This window comes from Novosphingobium sp. Chol11, from assembly GCF_900218065.1.
Classification (GTDB): domain Bacteria; phylum Pseudomonadota; class Alphaproteobacteria; order Sphingomonadales; family Sphingomonadaceae; genus Sphingobium; species Sphingobium agri.
Window position 1 is genome coordinate 254,796 of record NZ_OBMU01000003.1, and the last position, 17,548, is coordinate 272,343.

General features: G+C 62.2%; 17 protein-coding genes and 1 riboswitch. Of the genes, 11 read left to right on the plus strand and 6 right to left on the minus strand.

The features are described 5' to 3' along the window. Nucleotides 1-273: 273 nt before the first annotated feature. The 3 genes from NCHOL11_RS15900 (at nucleotide 274) to NCHOL11_RS15910 (ending at nucleotide 5,490) form a co-directional block, all read left to right on the plus strand. Nucleotides 274-1,047, plus strand: coding sequence for an SDR family NAD(P)-dependent oxidoreductase (locus NCHOL11_RS15900; protein WP_097093550.1), 774 nt, complete (start codon nucleotides 274-276; stop codon nucleotides 1,045-1,047). A 109-nt stretch (nucleotides 1,048-1,156) separates the two neighbouring features. Next, nucleotides 1,157-3,700 carry a TonB-dependent receptor gene (locus NCHOL11_RS15905; RefSeq protein WP_097093551.1) on the plus strand — a complete coding sequence of 848 codons (2,544 nt, stop codon included), beginning with the start codon at nucleotides 1,157-1,159 and terminating at the stop codon, nucleotides 3,698-3,700. 257 nt (nucleotides 3,701-3,957) lie between these two features. Beyond that, complete coding sequence (locus NCHOL11_RS15910; protein ID WP_097093552.1) at nucleotides 3,958-5,490, plus strand: right-handed parallel beta-helix repeat-containing protein; 1,533 nt, start codon at nucleotides 3,958-3,960, stop codon at nucleotides 5,488-5,490. A 117-nt stretch (nucleotides 5,491-5,607) separates the two neighbouring features. Here NCHOL11_RS15910 and fghA read toward each other — a convergent pair whose 3' ends face one another. The 4 genes from fghA to NCHOL11_RS15930 all read right to left on the minus strand — a co-directional run bounded on the left by fghA (nucleotide 5,608) and on the right by NCHOL11_RS15930 (nucleotide 10,773). After that, nucleotides 5,608-6,450, minus strand: coding sequence for an S-formylglutathione hydrolase (fghA, locus tag NCHOL11_RS15915; protein WP_097093553.1), 843 nt, complete (start codon nucleotides 6,448-6,450; stop codon nucleotides 5,608-5,610). An 8-nt stretch (nucleotides 6,451-6,458) separates the two neighbouring features. Beyond that, entirely contained in the window at nucleotides 6,459-7,571 is a 1,113-nt protein-coding gene (locus NCHOL11_RS15920) for an S-(hydroxymethyl)glutathione dehydrogenase/class III alcohol dehydrogenase (RefSeq protein WP_097093554.1), read from the minus strand. 407 nt (nucleotides 7,572-7,978) lie between these two features. Next, nucleotides 7,979-8,056: riboswitch (cyclic di-GMP riboswitch) on the minus strand. A gap of 127 nt (nucleotides 8,057-8,183) precedes the next feature. Then, on the minus strand, nucleotides 8,184-10,244 hold the full coding sequence (locus tag NCHOL11_RS15925) for an NAD(+) synthase (RefSeq protein ID WP_097093555.1): 2,061 nt from the start codon (nucleotides 10,242-10,244) through the stop codon (nucleotides 8,184-8,186). Further along, nucleotides 10,234-10,773: a CinA family protein gene (locus NCHOL11_RS15930; protein ID WP_097093556.1), complete on the minus strand. Its 540-nt coding sequence runs from the start codon at nucleotides 10,771-10,773 to the stop codon at nucleotides 10,234-10,236. The genes NCHOL11_RS15925 and NCHOL11_RS15930 overlap by 11 nt, the downstream gene beginning before the upstream one ends. A 149-nt stretch (nucleotides 10,774-10,922) precedes the next feature. Between NCHOL11_RS15930 and NCHOL11_RS15935 the strand changes: the two genes are divergently transcribed. Together NCHOL11_RS15935 and NCHOL11_RS15940 are read left to right on the plus strand one after the other, a co-directional pair. After that, on the plus strand, nucleotides 10,923-12,011 hold the full coding sequence (locus tag NCHOL11_RS15935; protein WP_097093557.1) for an enoyl-CoA hydratase/isomerase family protein: 1,089 nt from the start codon (nucleotides 10,923-10,925) through the stop codon (nucleotides 12,009-12,011). A gap of 59 nt (nucleotides 12,012-12,070) precedes the next feature. Beyond that, complete coding sequence (locus NCHOL11_RS15940; RefSeq protein ID WP_097093558.1) at nucleotides 12,071-12,997, plus strand: alpha/beta hydrolase; 927 nt, start codon at nucleotides 12,071-12,073, stop codon at nucleotides 12,995-12,997. 193 nt (nucleotides 12,998-13,190) lie between these two features. Here the strand turns inward: NCHOL11_RS15940 and NCHOL11_RS15945 are convergent, their stop codons facing one another. Further along, nucleotides 13,191-14,006: an NmrA family NAD(P)-binding protein gene (locus NCHOL11_RS15945; RefSeq protein WP_097093559.1), complete on the minus strand. Its 816-nt coding sequence runs from the start codon at nucleotides 14,004-14,006 to the stop codon at nucleotides 13,191-13,193. Nucleotides 14,007-14,182: 176 nt separating this feature from the next. Here NCHOL11_RS15945 and NCHOL11_RS15950 point away from each other — a divergent pair, with 176 nt between their 5' ends. Together NCHOL11_RS15950 and NCHOL11_RS15955 are read left to right on the plus strand one after the other, a co-directional pair. Further along, nucleotides 14,183-14,386 (plus strand): hypothetical protein, encoded by a 204-nt coding sequence (locus tag NCHOL11_RS15950; protein WP_097093560.1) that lies wholly within the window; start codon nucleotides 14,183-14,185, stop codon nucleotides 14,384-14,386. Further along, nucleotides 14,376-14,603 carry a hypothetical protein gene (locus NCHOL11_RS15955; RefSeq protein ID WP_097093561.1) on the plus strand — a complete coding sequence of 76 codons (228 nt, stop codon included), beginning with the start codon at nucleotides 14,376-14,378 and terminating at the stop codon, nucleotides 14,601-14,603. The genes NCHOL11_RS15950 and NCHOL11_RS15955 overlap by 11 nt, the downstream gene beginning before the upstream one ends. A gap of 29 nt (nucleotides 14,604-14,632) precedes the next feature. Here NCHOL11_RS15955 and NCHOL11_RS15960 read toward each other — a convergent pair whose 3' ends face one another. Further along, nucleotides 14,633-14,830, minus strand: coding sequence for a hypothetical protein (locus NCHOL11_RS15960; protein WP_097093669.1), 198 nt, complete (start codon nucleotides 14,828-14,830; stop codon nucleotides 14,633-14,635). A gap of 129 nt (nucleotides 14,831-14,959) precedes the next feature. Here NCHOL11_RS15960 and NCHOL11_RS15965 point away from each other — a divergent pair, with 129 nt between their 5' ends. The 4 genes from NCHOL11_RS15965 (at nucleotide 14,960) to modA (ending at nucleotide 17,533) form a co-directional block, all read left to right on the plus strand. After that, nucleotides 14,960-15,514 carry a hypothetical protein gene (locus tag NCHOL11_RS15965; RefSeq protein WP_097093562.1) on the plus strand — a complete coding sequence of 185 codons (555 nt, stop codon included), beginning with the start codon at nucleotides 14,960-14,962 and terminating at the stop codon, nucleotides 15,512-15,514. A gap of 104 nt (nucleotides 15,515-15,618) precedes the next feature. Next, the gene (locus NCHOL11_RS18260; RefSeq protein WP_176502327.1) at nucleotides 15,619-15,792 is read left to right on the plus strand and encodes a hypothetical protein; all 174 of its coding nucleotides are present in this window, start codon (nucleotides 15,619-15,621) and stop codon (nucleotides 15,790-15,792) included. A 340-nt stretch (nucleotides 15,793-16,132) separates the two neighbouring features. Continuing rightward, nucleotides 16,133-16,678 (plus strand): septal ring lytic transglycosylase RlpA family protein, encoded by a 546-nt coding sequence (locus tag NCHOL11_RS15970; RefSeq protein WP_097093563.1) that lies wholly within the window; start codon nucleotides 16,133-16,135, stop codon nucleotides 16,676-16,678. A gap of 93 nt (nucleotides 16,679-16,771) precedes the next feature. After that, a complete protein-coding gene (modA, locus tag NCHOL11_RS15975; RefSeq protein ID WP_097093564.1) occupies nucleotides 16,772-17,533 on the plus strand; it encodes a molybdate ABC transporter substrate-binding protein in 762 nt (253 codons plus the stop codon). Nucleotides 17,534-17,548: the final 15 nt, after the last annotated feature.

Genomic DNA, 17,548 nt, shown 5'->3' on the forward strand with positions numbered 1-17,548 from the left:
GCATGATCAGTGCACTTGATTGATGCCGGCATTTTCTGGGCCAACAACGTGATTGCCCCTGTATTTACTAGACTTTCTCTAAGCCGGGAGCCGCCCATATCACGATCTATAAATGGCTCATTCGCCTGTTAGGCCCCTTCCATGCCACCTCCAGAACATTCAAGTTCGGAATTTATCGATTTACAAATTCCGTATTTTTGGGAATCTTGAGTCGCATCGCACCGACACTCGGAGCAGAGTGCGATTCTGTTAGGTGAGGTTCTGGACGTCGACATGAGCGAGGATTTTCAAGGCCGCGTCGCCATCATCACGGGCGGCAGCGATGGCATCGGCCTCGCCACTGCCAGCTTGCTGGCGCAGCGCGGCGCGCAGGTTGTCATCTGCGGGCGCAGGCAGGCGCTGCTGGACAGCGCGCGCGACAGCATTTCGGCGCAAGGCGGCCTGATCGAGGCGATCCAGTTGGACGTCGCCGACACCGACGCGCTGACGGCCATGATCGAGGGCGTAGCCCAGAAATATGGCCGGCTCGACATGCTGGTGAACAACGCCATGTCGACCCATTATGCGCCGATCAGCAAGTTGACGCTCGAACATTGGCGCAAGGATTTCGCCGTCAACAGCGACGCCGCATTCGTCAGCACCAAGGCCGCGCTGAAAGTGATGACTGCGGCGGGGAAGGGATCGATCGTCAATATCGCCTCGACCTGCGGCATCCGCGCGACCGTGAACATGGCGAGCTACTCCGCTTCGAAGGCCGCGCTGGTGCATTTCACGGCGGCCGCGGCGATGGAGGCCGCACCCCTTGGCATCCGGATCAATGCCATCATTCCGGGGCAGGTTCAGACAGCCCCCACGGAACTGTTCTCCGCGCGCGCGTCCGACACCGCCGCTCGCACGACGGCCGCCATACCGATGCAGCGTGGCGGGCAGCCTGAAGAACTGGCGCGCGCCATCGTCTTCATGCTTTCCGACGCTGCAAGTTACATCACGGGAACGGCATTGCCTGTAGACGGCGGAAAGGCCGCTCAACTGTATATGCCCGGCTGATACCTTCCAGGATCAGATCAACACTGCCTGATCGGCGCATGCGCGAAGATTTCGTGCGCCCACGTTCATCCTCATCACCAACTTCATAATATCCAAGGGAGAGATATTCATGGCCAAGACATATAGATATGCTGCGCTACAACTGATCATGGGGGTCAGCGGCCTCGCACTTGCCAGTCAGTCGATGGCACAGACCGACGCCGAACCGGCAACGTCTGGTCTCGAGGAAATCGTCGTCACCGCCCAGAAGCGCGCCCAGAATCTTCAGGACGTTCCCATCGCCATCAGCGCGATCAGTTCTGAAAAGGTGGAGCAGCTCGGCATCCGCGACAGCCGTGACTTGAGCGGCCTTGCCCCCAACGTCGTCGTGACCCAGGGGACGACCAGCAACGCCGCCGCCGTCTTCTCCATTCGCGGCATCTCCAACGGTGGCAGCGAAAGCTTCGGCATCGACGCTGCCAACGGCCTGTATGTGGACGGCGTGTATATTGCTCGCGGTGGCGCCCTGGGCCTTGGCGTCACGGACATCGAACGCGTCGAAGTGCTGCGCGGGCCGCAGGGCACCTTGTTCGGCCGCAACACGACTGGCGGCGCGATCCATTTCATCACCCGCGCGCCTTCATCCACCTTCCGGCTGAAGGCCGAGGCTGGCTATGGCAATTTCAATGCCTGGAACGGCAAGCTGTCGATCGATCCGGGTGAGATTGCGGGCATATCAACCAGCTTCTCCTACAGCCACAGCGAACGCGACGGCGTCATCGACAACATCCTCCAACCACGCGACTCTCGCGATCCGGGCGCCCGCACGTCCGACGCGTTCCGCGGCGCTGCCCGCATCGATCTCGGCGGAACCGGCAGCATCCAGTATATTTTCGACTGGAACCGGATCAAGGGCACGCCCCTTCCCTTCATCCTGACCAATGTCTCGGACGGCACGCCCAACGCGCCGATCACCGTCGACGGCCGCCAGGCCTTGGTCACGCAGCAGGCCCCGGTCGCCCAGTATCTGGCGGGCGCGACCTTCGCCGATCCGGAATGCGCAGCGCTCGCAACGCCGGAGCGCAGATACCGCCATGAAGTCTGCAACAACATCCTCAGCCGCGCCGTCGACAAGACCTGGGGTCACAATCTGCAGGTTCAGAATGATTTTGGCGGCTTCAAGGTCAAGTCGACCACCGGCTACCGGTTCTGGAACAGTGACAATGTGACCGACCTGGACGGCCTCGGCGCGTTCAGCGGCCCGGCCTTCTCCAACGCGACCCTGTTCAACGGCATGCCCGCGTCGCTGTTGCAGTTCATTCCAACCATCCCGGCAGCGGCCATTCCGTTCATCTCCGCTGCGCCAGTGCCGACAATCACGCAGGATCTATTCTCCGTTGAGAATAGCCGGCGGCACAAGCAGTTCAGCCAGGAAGTCGAAATCTCCGGTGACAGCAGTTCACTGGACTGGGTCGTTGGCGGCTTCTACTTCTGGGAAAAGGGCACGGAAAATGGCCGTCAGAACAGCGGCTTCATTCTCGACACCAATTCCGTTTTCCTCGGAAACTTCGGCCCGCTTGGCCCCAGCTTTGTTGCTGCAAATCCGGCGCGCTACCGCCTTGTCCAGACGCTCGCCCGCCTGAGATACACGGCATGGAGCGAAAGCACCGCAGTTTATGGCCAGTTTACCTTCTATCCGGGTGGCCGTGACAGTGGCATCCGCCTGACCGCAGGCGGCCGCTACACCTGGGACGAAAAGAAGATGCTCCGCCTCCAGAACGGCGCAGTCGCACCCGCCGTGCCGGAATATGGCAAAGCCAAGTTCAGCAAGTTCACCTGGAACCTGATGGCGGGCTATGATGTCGCCGACGGCATCAACCTGTATGCCCGCGCGGCCACCGGCTATCGCTCGGGCGGCTTCAATTCCCAAGATCCGGCAATCACTGGCACGAGCCAGCTCGGCAGCTTCGAACCGGAAAAGGTGACCTCCTATGAAGTGGGCGTGAAGACCGAGCTTCTCGATCGCCGCCTGCGCCTGAACCTTGCAGCCTACCACAATATCTACGACAATCTTGCCGTCATCGGCCCCGTCACCAACGCCCCCGTCGGGACGTTCGCCACGCGCATCATCAATGCGGGCAAGGTGGTTTACAACGGCGTTGAAGCAGAGGCGCAGGCTGTCCTTTCGGACAATTTCTCGCTCGACGGCAGCATTGGCTATATCGACATAAAATATAAGGAGTTCCTCGCAGGCCAGTCGCCCGTAGCCGGGGAACCGCCGGTCAACATCGCGTCGATCGCCACGCCCGGCTACACGTCTCCGCTCACCGCCAATGTGGCGCTAAACGCGCAGTTCCCGTTGAACTGGCGCAACGCCACCCTGCGCGCACGGATCGGCTACACGCATGAAGACGGCAAATATAATTTCAGCAGTCCGCTGGGATCGCCGTTCAATGAGCAGATCAAGGGCGACGATATCGACCTGATCGATGCCCAGATCGGCATCGACGGCTTCGCGCTTGGCTCGGGCGAAGGCGAAGTCCGCCTGTGGGTCAAGAACCTCACCAATGCGAAGGATTTCGTCCGCGGCATCGACTATGGTCAGCTCGGCTTTGCAGGCGGCTATTATGCCGAACCGCGCACCTACGGCATGACCGTGGGCGTCAAATTCTAAAGCATCGTGCGCAAAAGTGGGAACCGGTTTTGCGCTTGTAACGACGCGACGACGAACAACTAGAGCGCGCGACCTGCGTCCGATTAAACGCAGCGCGCTCTAACAAGCTTTCGGGGCATTCTTGCCTCCCTCCCCATGCCCCGTCTCCTTTTTGGAGGCGGGGCTTTTTTTGCTGCTCCGGCCGCCCATTTCACTTCGCATTCAGCCCGGCGGCGCTAAAAACTGCCTGAGGTTAATAGCAAAGTGAGAGGGTAAAGTTGCTGAAATCATTGGGTGCTGCTTCGCTTCTTGCCCTGTCATTGGCGGCTACCGTCGCCCATGCCGAAACCTATTATGTCAGCTCGACAATTGGCGATGACCGTTCCACAGGTACGTCCCCCACACAGCCATGGGCGTCGCTCTCCCGCGTAGCCGCCTTCCCTTTGCAACCCGGTGATGAAGTCAAGCTGATGGCCGGATCGTTGTGGCGCGAACCGCTCACTCTCACCCGATCAGGCAGCGAAAATGCACCGATCCTCGTCACGGCCGAAGGCATAGGATCCCTTCCGCGCATCGACGCAGGCGGCATCTCTCCCTACGGCGTCGCGATCGTGAACGCCGATTATGTGACGGTCAGCGGCCTGGAAGTCACGAACGACAGCATGACGCCCGCCGCCCGCACCGGCGTCCTCGTATCGGCCGAAGATCGGGGCATCACGCGCGGCATCCGCATACGCGACATGTATATCCATGATGTGCGCGGGACGAACGATCGCAAGGACAATGGCGGCCTAGTCTTCCGCGTAGCAGGGCAGAAGACACCGACGAAGTTTGAAGACCTCATCATCGAACGGAACATCGTCTGGAACGTGGACCGTTCGGGCATTGCAGGCATCAGCGACCAGGTAACGTCCGCCAACTGGTTCCCGAGCGAGAAGGTCGTCATCCGCGACAATTATGTGGAGGATGTGGGCGGCGACGGCATCGTGCCGCGCGGAACCGATGGAGCGCTCATCGAACATAATATCGTTCGCTATGCAGGCAGCCGCGCGCCCGGCTATAATGCGGGCATCTGGCAATGGAGCACCGACAACAGCCTCATCCAGCTCAACGAAGCTGCCTATACCCGCACCCGCTATGATGGCCAGGGCTTCGATTCAGACTTCAACTCCCGCCGTACGACATTCCTCTACAATTACAGCCATGACAATGCCGGTGGCTTTCTGCTCATCTGCTCGCCCCGGCATGATGACAGCGGCAATATCGGCAATCATGGAACGGTCGCCCGCTTCAACGTCAGCCGCAATGACGGCACGCGCATATTCCAGATCGCAGGCAATGTGACAGGAGCTTTGGTCGAAAGGAATGTCGTCCATGTCGGCAAGGCGATGGACGTTCAGATGGTCGTCGCGACCCAGTGGGACGGATGGGCGCGCGACATCCGATTTCGCGACAATGTCTTCAAGGTCGCGGGCACTGCCCGTTACGGCAGCGAGATTGGACGGAAGGGCCCAGACTATCTGATCAAGGCTGGCTTCGACCCGGCGGAGTCTTTCCGGTTCAAAGGCAACAGCTATTTCGGCAGCCATGTCGATGCCCCGGACGACGGATCAGCCCGGATCGAAGCGAATTACGAGGAACAGCCATCGGACTGGCAGGTGCCGGTCTTCGATCCATCCAGCGCCAGGGGCTTTCCCGAATTCATCGCGAACCACCGCAGCTGGATGCTGGCCATGCTCCGCCGGGAACTCGGCACCTTCGTCAAACTGAAGCAACCCCGCCGCCTCCAGCTCTCAGAGGAGCGGCGGTAGTGCGCCATCCGGAATCCAGTGCCCACCCCCCATCCGTTCGGGCTGAGCCTGTCGAAGCCTGCCCGCTCGCCCCGACAGCCTCAGGGCGAACGGTTCACGCAAAGGTGCCGCTTAAAATCACTCCGCGCCAAGCCGCGCCGCATGCCAGCGCAGATGATCCGTCATAAAGCTCGATATGAAATAATAGCTATGGTCATAGCCCTCGCGCATGTTGAGCGTCAGCCCGATCCCCGCCGCATCGCAAGCCGTCTGCAACAATTCCGAGCGCAACTGCTGCTCCAGAAACTGGTCGGCCGTCCCCTGATCCACCAATAATTCGGGCACGCGCGCGCCATCCTCGATCAGGGCGACGGCGTCATGCTTGCGCCACGCGGCCGGGTCGTCCCCCAAATAGCCGCCCAACGCCTTCTCGCCCCAGGCCACCTGACTGGGCGCGACGATCGGCGCGAAAGCAGACACCGCCTTGAACCGGCCCGGATGACGCAAGCCGATGGTCAGCGCGCCATGGCCGCCCATCGAATGTCCCATGATCGACTGGCGGCTCATGTCGGCCGGAAAATGCTCCGCGATCAGGGCGGGCAGTTCCTCCGTCACATAAGACCACATCCGATAATTGCGATTGAAGGGCGCCTGAGTGGCATCGACGTAAAAGCCGGCGCCAAGACCGAAATCATAGGCGCCCGCAGGATCATCGGGCACACCCTCCCCGCGCGGCGACGTGTCCGGTGCGACGAAGATCAGCCCCAATTCCGCACAGGCTTTTCTGAACTCGCCCTTTTCCGTCACATTCGCATGCGTACAGGTCAGGCCCGACAAATACCAGACCACGGGCAGCTTCGCGCCCTCTTCATGCGGCGGCACATAGACCGAAAAGCTCATGTCCGTCGCGGTTTCAGCGGAGGCATGGCGATAGACGCCCTGCACGCCGCCAAAGGCCTTGTTGGCGCTGACCTGTTCCATGCCGCTGCTCAAAACACGACAACGCTGCGGATGCTCTCGCCCGCATGCATCAGGTCGAAACCCTTGTTGATCTCCTCCAGCGTCAGCACGTGGGTGATCATCGGATCGATCTCGATCTTGCCGTTCATGTACCAATCGACGATCTTGGGAACGTCCGTGCGGCCCTTTGCGCCGCCGAAAGCGCTTCCCTGCCACACTCGGCCAGTAACCAGCTGGAAAGGCCGGGTAGAAATTTCCTTGCCCGCTTCCGCCACGCCGATCACGGTCGAAACGCCCCATCCCCGATGGCATGCTTCCAGCGCCTGCCGCATCACTTCCGTATTGCCGGTGCAATCGAACGTGTAATCCGCCCCGCCGTCGGTCAATGCGACCAGATCAGCAACCACTTCCGCCGTGCTCTTCCCCCTGGGGTTGTAGAAATGGGTCATGCCGAAGCGCTTGCCCCACTCGGCCTTGCCGTCATTCACATCGACACCGATGATTCGGTCCGCCCCCACCATGCGCGCCGCCTGCAGGACATTGAGGCCGATACCGCCCAGGCCGAAGACGATGACATTGCTGCCGGGCGTCACCTTCGCCGTATTGATGACCGCCCCGATGCCGGTCGTCACGCCGCAGCCGACATAGCAACTCTTGTCGAAAGGCGCGTCTTCCCGGATCTTCGCCACGGCGATCTCGGGCAGCACCGTGAAGTTCGAAAAGGTCGAGCAGCCCATATAATGGAAGATCGTCTGCCCCTTGTAGCTGAACCGGCTCGTCCCATCCGGCATCAGCCCCTGGCCCTGGGTCGCGCGGATCGCCGTGCACAGGTTGGTCTTGCCCGACAGGCAGCTTTTGCACTGGCGGCATTCGGGCGTGTAGAGCGGGATCACATGATCGCCCGCCTTGACCGAAGTCACGCCCGGCCCAACCTCACGCACGACACCTGCGCCCTCATGGCCAAGGATCGACGGGAATATGCCCTCGCTGTCGAACCCGTCGAGCGTGTAGGCATCGGTATGGCAGATGCCGGTCGCCATGATCTCGACCAGGACCTCGCCTGCCTTCGGGCCTTCCAGATCGACCTCTACGATCTCCAGGGGCTTCTTCGCTTCAAATGCGACGGCGGCGCGGGTCTTCATGCAGCGTTCCTCATCTCGAATGTGGGGCTGCACCAGCAGTGGTTCAATTTGGCCGCGCGATCAAGCCGCCGGTCTGCTTCATCCGTCAGGATTTGCAGCGATCATGACGAAGTTCTTACGCCTTCGCCGGTAAAAAATGAAGCACAGCGTCCCGGGTGGGGAGATGGGTCTTTGGGACGCTGTGCTTCTCTCCCATAGTGCGACCCGAGGGAGTTAAAGGAGATAGTGCCCGGCAGAACCGGCCAAGAAATGCTGCAATCTGGCTGGTGGCGAGCTGGCCTGATCAAGGCCCGCGCCATCCAGAACGAATAGCGAGTTTAAGGCCGACGCCATATTGCGCGCCCAGGCGGCCCGAAGATCATGAATGAAGAAAAGAGGCTAAGCGACTGCATTGCGTCATGTCCTGCTTCGGTAACCCCGCTGTCTCAATCATGAGACCGGAAGCTTTGCGTCTTGCCGTCACCGGCAGTTTGCCTTTTCGGTCAGATCACTCGCTATCGCGCGCTTTTCTGCCTTAGCAATTGCTTAACCCAATTATGCCCTCGGGTCAATGATTTGTGGCGGAAAAAAGATGCGTCGTGGAAACTATGCCATCGATCCACCTGTATTTGTTCACCGCTCATCGGCAGGCCCGATGCGCCGCTCCAATTCCTCAAGCCATAGCGTCGCCGTACCGTCTGAAGGCGCTCGCCAATCCCCCCGCGGCGACAGCGCGCCGCCTCCTGAAACTTTTGGCCCGTTCGGCAGCGCGGATCGCTTGAACTGGCTGATCGTGAAGAAGCGGTAGAGAAAATTGTCGAGCCAGTGCCGGATCGTGGGCAAGTCATAGGCCTGCTTTGCACTGTCGGGATAACCGGGCGGCCAGCTGCCCTCCTTCATGTCGCGCCACGCATGCCAGGCAAGGAAGGCCACCTTGGACGGCGGCTGTCCCCAGCGCACGATATGGTGCAGGAAAAAGTCGTTGAGCGCATATGGCCCGACCCTGCTCTCCGTGCTCTGCATCGCACCCGACGCATCGGCGGGCACCAGTTCGGGCGAGATTTCCTGATCGACGATCGCCTGCAATATCCCGTCCGTCTCCGCATCGAACTGGTTCGTCGCGATGCACCAGCGGATCAGATATTGGATCAGCGTCTTGGGCACGCCGCTGTTGACCGCATAATGGCTCATCTGGTCGCCGACGCCATAGGTGCACCAGCCGAGCGCCAGTTCGGAAAGGTCGCCCGTCCCGACGACGAAACCGCCATGCCGGTTGGCTAGGCGGAACAGATAATCGGTCCTTAACCCCGCCTGGACATTCTCGAACGTTACATCATACACCGCCTCACCCCGCGCAAAGGGATGGTTCATGTCGGCCAGCATCTGCCGCGCCGCCGGACGGATATCGATCGCTTCGCCGGTCACGCCCAGCGCCTTCATCAGCGCCCAGGCATTGGCCTTGGTCGTCTCACCCGTGGCAAAGCCGGGCATCGTGTAGCCAAGGATCGCCGATCGCGGCAGCCCCAGCCGGTCGCAAGCCTTCGCCGCGACGATCAGCGCATGGGTAGAATCCAGACCGCCCGACACGCCGATCACCAGATGCTTGCCAGACGTCGCGCGGAAACGGGTGACCAGCCCCTCCACCTGAATGTTGAACGCCTCATAACAGTCCGCATCCAGCCGCGCCGGATCAGCCGGGACGAAGGGGAAGCGGCGCACGGGCCGGTAGAGCCCTTCCCGCTTCCCAGCGGCCACAGCCTCGAACGCCACTTTCCGGAACCGCTGCTCGGGATGCCCCATCGCCTCGGCCGTATCGTTGAACGTGCCGTTGCGCATCCGCTCCAGCCGCAGCCTTTGCGCATCGATATCGGCATAGATGATCTCCGGCGCATCGCCGAAGCGTGCTGATTCCGCCAGCAGGTCGCCCATCTCATGCACCATCGCCTGCCCGTCCCAGGCCATGTCCGTCGTGCTCTCGCCATAGCCCGCCGCCGAATAGGCATAGGCAGCGATGCACCGCATGGATTGCGCCGCCGACAAAAGGTCGCGGTCCCGCGCCTTGCCCACGATGATGTTCGACGCCGACAGGTTGCACAGGATCAGCGCGCCCGCCAGCGCGCCAAAGGTGGACGGCGGCAGCGGCGCCCAATAATCCTCGCAGATCTCGACATGGAATATGAAGTCGCCGCGTCCCTCTGCCTCAAAGATCAGGTCCGGCCCGAACGGCGCCCGATGCCCTGCGAGGTCGATGTCCAGCCCGGCCAACCCAGCTCCCGGCGCGAACCAGCGTTTTTCATAATATTCCCGGTAATTGGGCAGGTAGCTTTTGGGAACGACGCCCAGCAGTTTCCCCCCCGCAATCACCAATGCGGCATTGTAAAGCCGCCCCGCCCGTCGAACCGGCGCGCCCACGAGCAGCACCGGCAGATCAGCGCTCTCCTCGACCAGCCGCCCGATCTCCGCCTCCACCCGATCGAGCAGCGCGTCCTGCAGATGCAGGTCATCGATGGCGTAGGAGGACAGGGACAGTTCCGGAAACAGGATGATGTCCGCCCCGTTGCCAGCCGCCTCACGCGCCAAACGCAAGATCGCCGCTGCATTGGCGCCCACATCGGCAACGCTCGCTTCGGGGGTCGCGGCAGCCAGCCGCACCAGCCCATGGGTTTCAATCGCCTCGAACCGTTCAGCCCCCATGCACCGCCTCCCTCATCATGTCCAAGGCGACCGCGATTGTTTTCAACCGGATCGGCCCGCGTCCCAGGTCACCGAAATGCTCCTCCCGATGCCGTGTTTCGCCGCCGCGCCGGGCGCACCCGAAGTGCACCAAGCCCGGCTCATCTCCCGGCGGCGCAGAGCCCGCATAGCCCGTCACCGCCAAGGCAATGTCCGCACTGGACTTCGCTATCGCGCCTTCCGCCATCGCGATCGCGACATCGCGGCTCACCGCGCCGCACGAATCGATCTTCTCCCGCGCTATGCCCAGCAGTTCGCACTTGGCATCCTCGCTATACACGACGAACCCGCGCTCGAACGCATGGCTCGCGCCTTCCACATCGGTCAGCAGCGACGCCAGCAGCCCGCCCGTGCAACTCTCCGCCGTCGCGATTTTCAGGTCGGCGTCGCAACAGAGTTTCAGCAAGGCTTCGGCGGCCTCTTCCGTCGCGTTCGGCAGAGCAGGGGACAGGGTTTCAGCAGGCCCGCCGCCATTCGGATCGCCGTTCATCCTTTCCTCCCTCTAATGGACATTCGCTTTTTCAACGACACGGGCGGCGCCGCCGTTCCCTGCCGGGCCCCTTCCCCGGAACGATCTGAACCGATAACAGCTGTTCGGATAATCTAGATAAGAAGCTCGGACGGCAGGCAGGATGAGAAATGACTGATCAATTGATCATCTTCGTGCAAAATGGCGTCGGCCGCATCCGCCTTAACCGGCCAAGGGCTCTCCATGCGCTGACGACCGAAATGTGCGCTGCCATGATCGATGCGCTGCTCGCCTGGCGTCACGATGACGACGTGTTCGCTGTCATGCTCGACCATGCCGTTTCCCCCGATGGCGATCCCAAATTATCGCGGGGCTTCTGCGCAGGCGGCGACATCGCCATGATGGCCAATAGCGCGAAGGGCGACTGTTCGGAGGCCGAACGCTTCTTCCACACCGAATATCGGCTGAACCATCTGCTCTTCATATATGAAAAGCCCGTCATAGCGTTCATCGACGGCATAGTGATGGGCGGCGGCGTCGGCATATCCGATCCCGCGCGTTTCCGCGTCGCCACGGAACGCACCATCTATGCCATGCCCGAAACGGGCATCGGCCTTTTCCCCGATGTAGGCGGCGGCTGGTTCCTGCCGCGCATGCCGGGCCGAACCGGCACCTGGCTCGCCACCACCGGAGCGCGCATCAATGGAGCCGATTGCGTGGCGATCGGCATCGCCACCCATTATATGGCCTCGGAAAAGCTCGACGCCGTCAAGGCGCGGATCATCGCCGACCCTGATGGCATTGGCGAGATTTTGGATGAAATGAGCGACCCGCCGCCCCCCTCCCCCTGGGAAGCACAGCGCCCCGACATAGACCGGCTCTTTGCCGCCAGCCGCTATGAAGACATCCTCGCCGCCTTGCGCGCGGACGGATCGCAATGGGCGGCCGAGCAACTGGCGGTGCTCGCAACCAAATCGCCGCAGACGATCAAGGTCGCCCTGCGGCAAATGGCCGAGGGCGCTGGCTTCACGGACTTTGCAGCGAACATGCGCAATGAATATCGCATCGCCTGCCATGTCGTCCGCCGCCCCGATTTCATCGAAGGTGTCCGCGCCGTCATATTCGACAAGGACAATGCCCCGCGATGGAACCCAGCAACGCCCGAAGAGGTCACGGATACACTCCTCGACAGCCTCTTTGCGCCCCTGCCTGCGGACAGGGAGTGGACGCCGCTTCCCGAACTGAATACGGGCGTCTAAGGTGCAATCGCACGCGTCCATGCGATTGATACAAAATAGATGGAGAGGAGACCCATTCGATGAAGCGTCTTGCCCTGATCACCCTGGCCCTGGCGATTGCCGCCCCCGCCGCTGCCCAGATGCAGATCACGCCGATCGCCAAGCCGAAGCTCGCCGAAATCCCGCTCTATCCAGCCTCAAAGGACGCGGACAACGAACAATGGGAGCATTACAGCATCCATTATGGTCAGCTGAACATGGAAAATGACATTGTCCGCAATGTCACGCGGCCGACGATCACGCCCTATCTCCCCGATCCGGCAAAGGCGACAGGCGCGGGCGTCGTGGTGGCGCCCGGCGGCGCCTTCCTTCAGCTTTCCATGGTCAGCGAAGGCGAAGAGATCGCTCGCTGGCTCGCCAGCCAGGGCATCGCCGCCTTCGTCCTCAAATATCGCCTGAATGAATCGCCGCGCGATGCGAAGGCGTACAGCAAATTCATGGGCCAGCGCATGGCACAGGCGACCCAGCCGGGCGCCGTCGACAAGATCAAGGAGCCCCGCGCGACGCAGGACGCATTGACGGCGCTCGCAATGATCCGCAACCGCGCCAACGAATTTCGCGTCGATCCCGCCCGCCTCGGCATGATCGGATTTTCCGCCGGAGCCATGACGGCGCTCAGCGCCGCGCTGGAGGGCCAAGGGGACGCGCGTCCCGCCTTCATCGGCTATATCTACGGCCCCATGACCGCCGTCACCGTTCCCGCCGACGCCCCGCCGATGTTCGCCGCCATCGCCATGGATGACAGCCTTTTCAAGAAGCAGGGCTTCGCCATTGCCGACGCATGGCGCAACGCCCGCCGCCCTGTCGAACTGCACGCTTATGAACGCGGCGAGCACGGCTTCGGTGCGGGACGCCCCGGCACCACCACAACCGGGCTGCTGCCCCAGTTCGCCGACTGGATGCGCATGCATGGCTGGCTGAAATCCTCCGCGACGCCAACGCATTGATCCAAACCGATGAAGATAGGCGCCTCGATTTCGCACTACATTCCCTCTCCCCTTCAGGGGTCGGCCAGAGGCGCGTGACTCTGGCCGAGGTGCCGAGCGCAGCGAAGGCGGGAGAGGGGACCGCCTTCATCTCCCTCGCAAACGTTCAAACAAGGCACGTAACTCGTCTGAAGGACCAGAGCGGCGAGCTTAATCAAACCGCCCAAACCCCACTTGCCGCTGCATCCCGCGCATAATCAACGAACCGCCGCGGCTTTCGTCCCAGCACCCGTTCGACGTCATCGGTCAAATAGGCAAGCTTGCCATCCGCGATCCCGGAGTAGGTATAGGCATATTCCTCGGGCAACCCGCTCGCCACTATGCCCTCGCGATAGGCATCCAGGCTGATCGGGACAAAGCTGATCTTCCGCCCCGTTGCTTCTGAAAGCGCCCTCGCAGCCTCCTCAAAGCCCAGCAGCTCAGGGCCGGTCAGCTCATAAATCTGCCCGGCATGCCGCCCGTCCAACAAAGCCGCCACCGCCACGGCGGCGACATCTTCGACATCGATGAACGGCTCCGTCGCGTCCCCCACGGGCAAAACCAGTTCGCCCGCCAACACGCCGTCGACAAAGAACATCTCGGAAAAATTCTGCATGAACCAGGCCGGGCGCAGGATGGTCCAGTCAGCCCCGCTGGCCCTGAACCCAGCCTCGACCGTATCCATGAAGCCTACATCGGCGCGCCCGGACAGCAGCACCTGCCGCTTCGCACCGCCATCCCGCGCCACCTTCGCCAACCGGCCGATCTGCGCGCCCGCGTCAGGATGCGTGTTGTCGGGATGGGCGATATAGACGCCATCCACACCGTCCAGCAGGGGTTGCCAGCTGGCCTCTTCCTCCCAGACGAAAGGCGGCTCCGCCTGCCGCGATCCGATGCGGACCTCATGACCCAGCCCCGTCAGCCGATCCGCCACGCGGCGGCCCGTCTTACCGGTCGCGCCGATGACGGCAATGGTCGATTTCTGGCTCATTCCTGTCCCCTTGTCCAACGTCAGCGCTCAGCAGAGCCGCTGATCTTTCGATGGGGATATTCTGTCCAAGCCAACCCCGCGTCACAAGGGCAGTCCCACATAATTCTCCGCGATCGCCGTCTGCGCCGCTCGCGAGGCGACTGGCGCGCTACGCGGTGACAGGCTATCAGTCCGCCATGAGCGAGGATATCCGCCACATTCTCGATCGCCTGCGCACGCCGCTTGACAACCCCGTCGCCCGCGCCCGCCGCATGGTCGAGGCCTATGTGCCCGAGCATCGCCGCGGCCCAGGCTGGGACCGCCACTGGCGCGAGCTAGAAGCCTATATCGAACTGCCAGGCCGCTGGATCGGCGGAGAAAAAGCCGAAGATGACGTCTGACAAGATCATCGACCTGCTGGTCGCCCGACTGGTCCGCGACCATGGCCGCAGCAAGCATCACTGGCGCAAGGTGCTGGGCGCGGTCCGCCTTTACAGCCGCCACACCCACCCCCATTGCAACTGGACGATCACTCCCACCGGCACCAGTCACGAAATCTCGGTAATCGAAGGTCTGATGGACGACCTGCGGATGAGGCATCCTACGCTCAGCAGCTAAGCTTGGCCCGTTTCGAGCGAAGTCCTGCCTCAGCTTCCAGCTTGCGTATTCACCGGTGGCGCGAGCGGATTGGCGTCATCGACCTCGCCTTTCTCGATCTTTTCCTCAGCCTCGCCGCTTTGCTGATCGCTGCCGTCCTCGGGCGATCCCCGTTCGGGCGGCGGGATGTCGTTGCTGCCCTCTGCCGGTTCATCTGGCGATTGGCCGCGTTGCCTGTCCTGCTGCATGAAAATTTCCTCTGTTGCTATCTTGGTCCAACGCTGCCGTGGCCGCAGGTTTCCCTGCGTCGAGCCTACCGCTAACATGGATGAGCCCGTCGACATGGCACCCCCGGCCATCAGGAGCGTTCAGCTCCAATGGCACGCGCGCTAAAGGTTTATCGCACTCCGATCGGGTTCCATGACGCCTATGTCGCGGCCCCCAGCCAAAAGGCCGCGCTCGAAGCCTGGGGCACCGACGCCAATCTTTTCGCTCGAGGGTCAGCAGAACAGGTCACCCAGCCGGACCTGATCCGGGAGCCGATGGCGCACCCCGGCACCGTCATCAAACGGCCACGGGGTAGCGAAGCGGAACATCTCGCCTCCCTTTCCAAATCTCAGCAGGCGCAAGGACGCAAGGCGCCCCGCAGCAAGACGCCCGCCCAAACCAGGCAGCAAGCGCAGAAGCGCACCCCTCCCCCTCGCCCTCGGCCCAGTCGCGACGCCCTGAACGCAGCAGAAGAGGCGCTCGCCCGGCAGGCGGCCGAGGCCAAGGCCGAACTGAAACCGCTCGAGGAGGAACAGGCCCGCCTGCGCGCGCAGATCGAAAGCCTGCGTAAAAGGCAGCAGAAAGCGAATGACCAGCTCGAACGCCGCGCCGCCGCCGAACGCCGCAAATATGATGCAGCCCTCGAACGCTGGCGCGCCTCATGACCAGTCATCTTTCAGTGGGATGTGACGGATTTTTGCCATTCCGGCACAATAGCTTGGCACCAGATCCGCTTTGCATCGTTATCGACAGTCAGGAGGGGTCTTGAATGGACACCCGTGACGACATTGTCGCAATAGGCCTTTTGACGCAGAATGATATTCAGCGGCTCGGTGACAGTTTTTCCCGCCTCTTTCCGCTACCGCGCGATGGCGCGTTCGAGGATTTGATCAAGGCGATCGACGAAGCGGATCGCGAGCGGGAGCAGCGTTCAAAACCCTGATCGGTCACCAGCATCTCATGATCACATCGCGGCCGAATTGGGCCCGGCTGTAAATCGTCGACCTTCATCATGGTCGGGGCAGCCGGGCCCGGTTCCGCAAGCTTGGGGGTATCTTGCGGACGCCGCAGGCTCCCCGAGCACCAGCGACTGAGGGCATTGTACCGTTGAGAAGACCCGCAGGCACTGACGCTTAATGCTGCCCGGCCGACGATTAGGGACGAAGCCGCGTCTCCTTTAGGAGAATTGAACAGGAGCCGCGCTATCCCCATGGAATCGTGACTAGCTATCCGGATAGCCGCCGCGCTTGAGATCGCCTCCGCAGTGGCATTATGACGATAAAATGTTATCTCTTCATCGTGCCATAGCAGTGCTGCCTCTGCTCCTGACCGGTTGCGCATCCTACCAACCCGTATCCGACACCCCGGTCCGCATCGGACCACCCTACACGGTGCGCGGCGTCACCTACGTCCCGGCTCCGCAGCCAGGCTATGACGAGGTCGGCTATGCCAGCTGGTATGGCAATGAATCCGGCAACCGGACCGCGCGGGGAGAGAAATTCCGGGCCAAGGGGATCAGCGCTGCTCACGCCACATTGCCGCTGCCCTCCTATGTCGAAGTGACGGAGCTTGGCAGTGGACGCACCCTGCTGGTCCGCGTCAATGATCGCGGGCCTTTCTCACGGGGGCGGATCATCGACCTGTCTCGCGGGGCGGCCCAAGCACTGGGGATACGCGCTGCGGGCCAAAGCGCCGTGCGCGTGCGCCTGGTCGATCCGAGCGAGAAAGATCGCAAGCGCTTGCGCAAGGGCAAGGTCGCCAGCGAACGGCGGCCGCTGACGGGCGACGCACTCGAAGCGCAGCGCAACCGGCTTCCCCTGCCCCGCTGATCCGACTCCAGGCACGTACAACTCCAATTTCCCCATCGCCATGGCTGGGAAGCGCTGTATAGCGGCATATATATCTCCGGCTTTGGACAGCATATGCGTCGCCTCCTCTTTTTCCTTCTCATTCTGTCGGTTTTTGCAGGCCGATCCGCTGAAGCCCGTGAGCGCGGCCCTCTTGTTCTGGCTGCGGCCAGCCTTCAGGATTCCTTGACCGCTGCGGCCGACGCATGGACCGCACAGGGGCATGAGAGGCCAATTCTGTCCTTCGCCGCGTCTTCGGCCTTGGCCCGGCAAATCGAAGCAGGAGCGCCCGCCGACCTGTTTCTGTCAGCCGACGAACCCTGGATGGATGCAGTCGCCAAAAAGGGGCTACTACGCCGAGGGACACGTGCCACTCTTCTCACCAACAAGCTCGTCCTGATCGCACCCGCGGAGACCATGAAAGCGATGCCGATCCGGCGCGGCTTCCCGCTCGCCCGCGCGCTCGGCAATGGCCGTTTGGCAATGGCCGACCCCGGCAGCGTTCCCGCTGGCAAATATGGCAAGGCATCGCTCACCGCACTCGGCCTCTGGCCTGCGGTAGCCGCGAAGATCGCTGCGGCGGAAAATGTGCGGGCGGCGCTCGCAATGGTGGAGCGGCGGCAGGTGCCCTTGGGCATCGTCTACGCAACCGATGCGCGCGCCAGCAAGGCGGTGAGGATCGTCGGCGTTTTTTCTGCGGCCAGTCACCCGCCGATCACCTATCCCTTAGCGTTGCTCAGCCGATCGACCCACAGGGAAGCGGCAGGATTTCATCGCTTCCTTCTTTCCGCGCGCGGCAAGGCGATCTTCCGCCGCTATGGCTTCGGCGCGCGGTGACGGCAGCAGCGCTCG

What these genes read in the sequence shown, in the direction of transcription:
- NCHOL11_RS15900 (WP_097093550.1), top strand. Translation starts at nt 274, where the DNA reads ATGAGCGAGGATTTTCAAGGCCGCGTCGCCATCATCACGGGCGGCAGC.
- NCHOL11_RS15905 (WP_097093551.1), top strand. Translation starts at nt 1,157, where the DNA reads ATGGCCAAGACATATAGATATGCTGCGCTACAACTGATCATGGGGGTC.
- fghA (WP_097093553.1), bottom strand. Translation starts at nt 6,450, where the DNA reads ATGGAACAGGTCAGCGCCAACAAGGCCTTTGGCGGCGTGCAGGGCGTC.
- NCHOL11_RS15920 (WP_097093554.1), bottom strand. Translation starts at nt 7,571, where the DNA reads ATGAAGACCCGCGCCGCCGTCGCATTTGAAGCGAAGAAGCCCCTGGAG.
- NCHOL11_RS15925 (WP_097093555.1), bottom strand. Translation starts at nt 10,244, where the DNA reads ATGGGGGCTGAACGGTTCGAGGCGATTGAAACCCATGGGCTGGTGCGG.
- NCHOL11_RS15930 (WP_097093556.1), bottom strand. Translation starts at nt 10,773, where the DNA reads ATGAACGGCGATCCGAATGGCGGCGGGCCTGCTGAAACCCTGTCCCCT.
- NCHOL11_RS15935 (WP_097093557.1), top strand. Translation starts at nt 10,923, where the DNA reads ATGACTGATCAATTGATCATCTTCGTGCAAAATGGCGTCGGCCGCATC.
- NCHOL11_RS15940 (WP_097093558.1), top strand. Translation starts at nt 12,071, where the DNA reads ATGAAGCGTCTTGCCCTGATCACCCTGGCCCTGGCGATTGCCGCCCCC.
- NCHOL11_RS15945 (WP_097093559.1), bottom strand. Translation starts at nt 14,006, where the DNA reads ATGAGCCAGAAATCGACCATTGCCGTCATCGGCGCGACCGGTAAGACG.
- NCHOL11_RS15950 (WP_097093560.1), top strand. Translation starts at nt 14,183, where the DNA reads ATGAGCGAGGATATCCGCCACATTCTCGATCGCCTGCGCACGCCGCTT.
- NCHOL11_RS15955 (WP_097093561.1), top strand. Translation starts at nt 14,376, where the DNA reads ATGACGTCTGACAAGATCATCGACCTGCTGGTCGCCCGACTGGTCCGC.
- NCHOL11_RS15960 (WP_097093669.1), bottom strand. Translation starts at nt 14,830, where the DNA reads ATGCAGCAGGACAGGCAACGCGGCCAATCGCCAGATGAACCGGCAGAG.
- NCHOL11_RS15965 (WP_097093562.1), top strand. Translation starts at nt 14,960, where the DNA reads ATGGCACGCGCGCTAAAGGTTTATCGCACTCCGATCGGGTTCCATGAC.
- NCHOL11_RS18260 (WP_176502327.1), top strand. Translation starts at nt 15,619, where the DNA reads ATGGACACCCGTGACGACATTGTCGCAATAGGCCTTTTGACGCAGAAT.
- NCHOL11_RS15970 (WP_097093563.1), top strand. Translation starts at nt 16,133, where the DNA reads ATGTTATCTCTTCATCGTGCCATAGCAGTGCTGCCTCTGCTCCTGACC.
- modA (WP_097093564.1), top strand. Translation starts at nt 16,772, where the DNA reads ATGCGTCGCCTCCTCTTTTTCCTTCTCATTCTGTCGGTTTTTGCAGGC.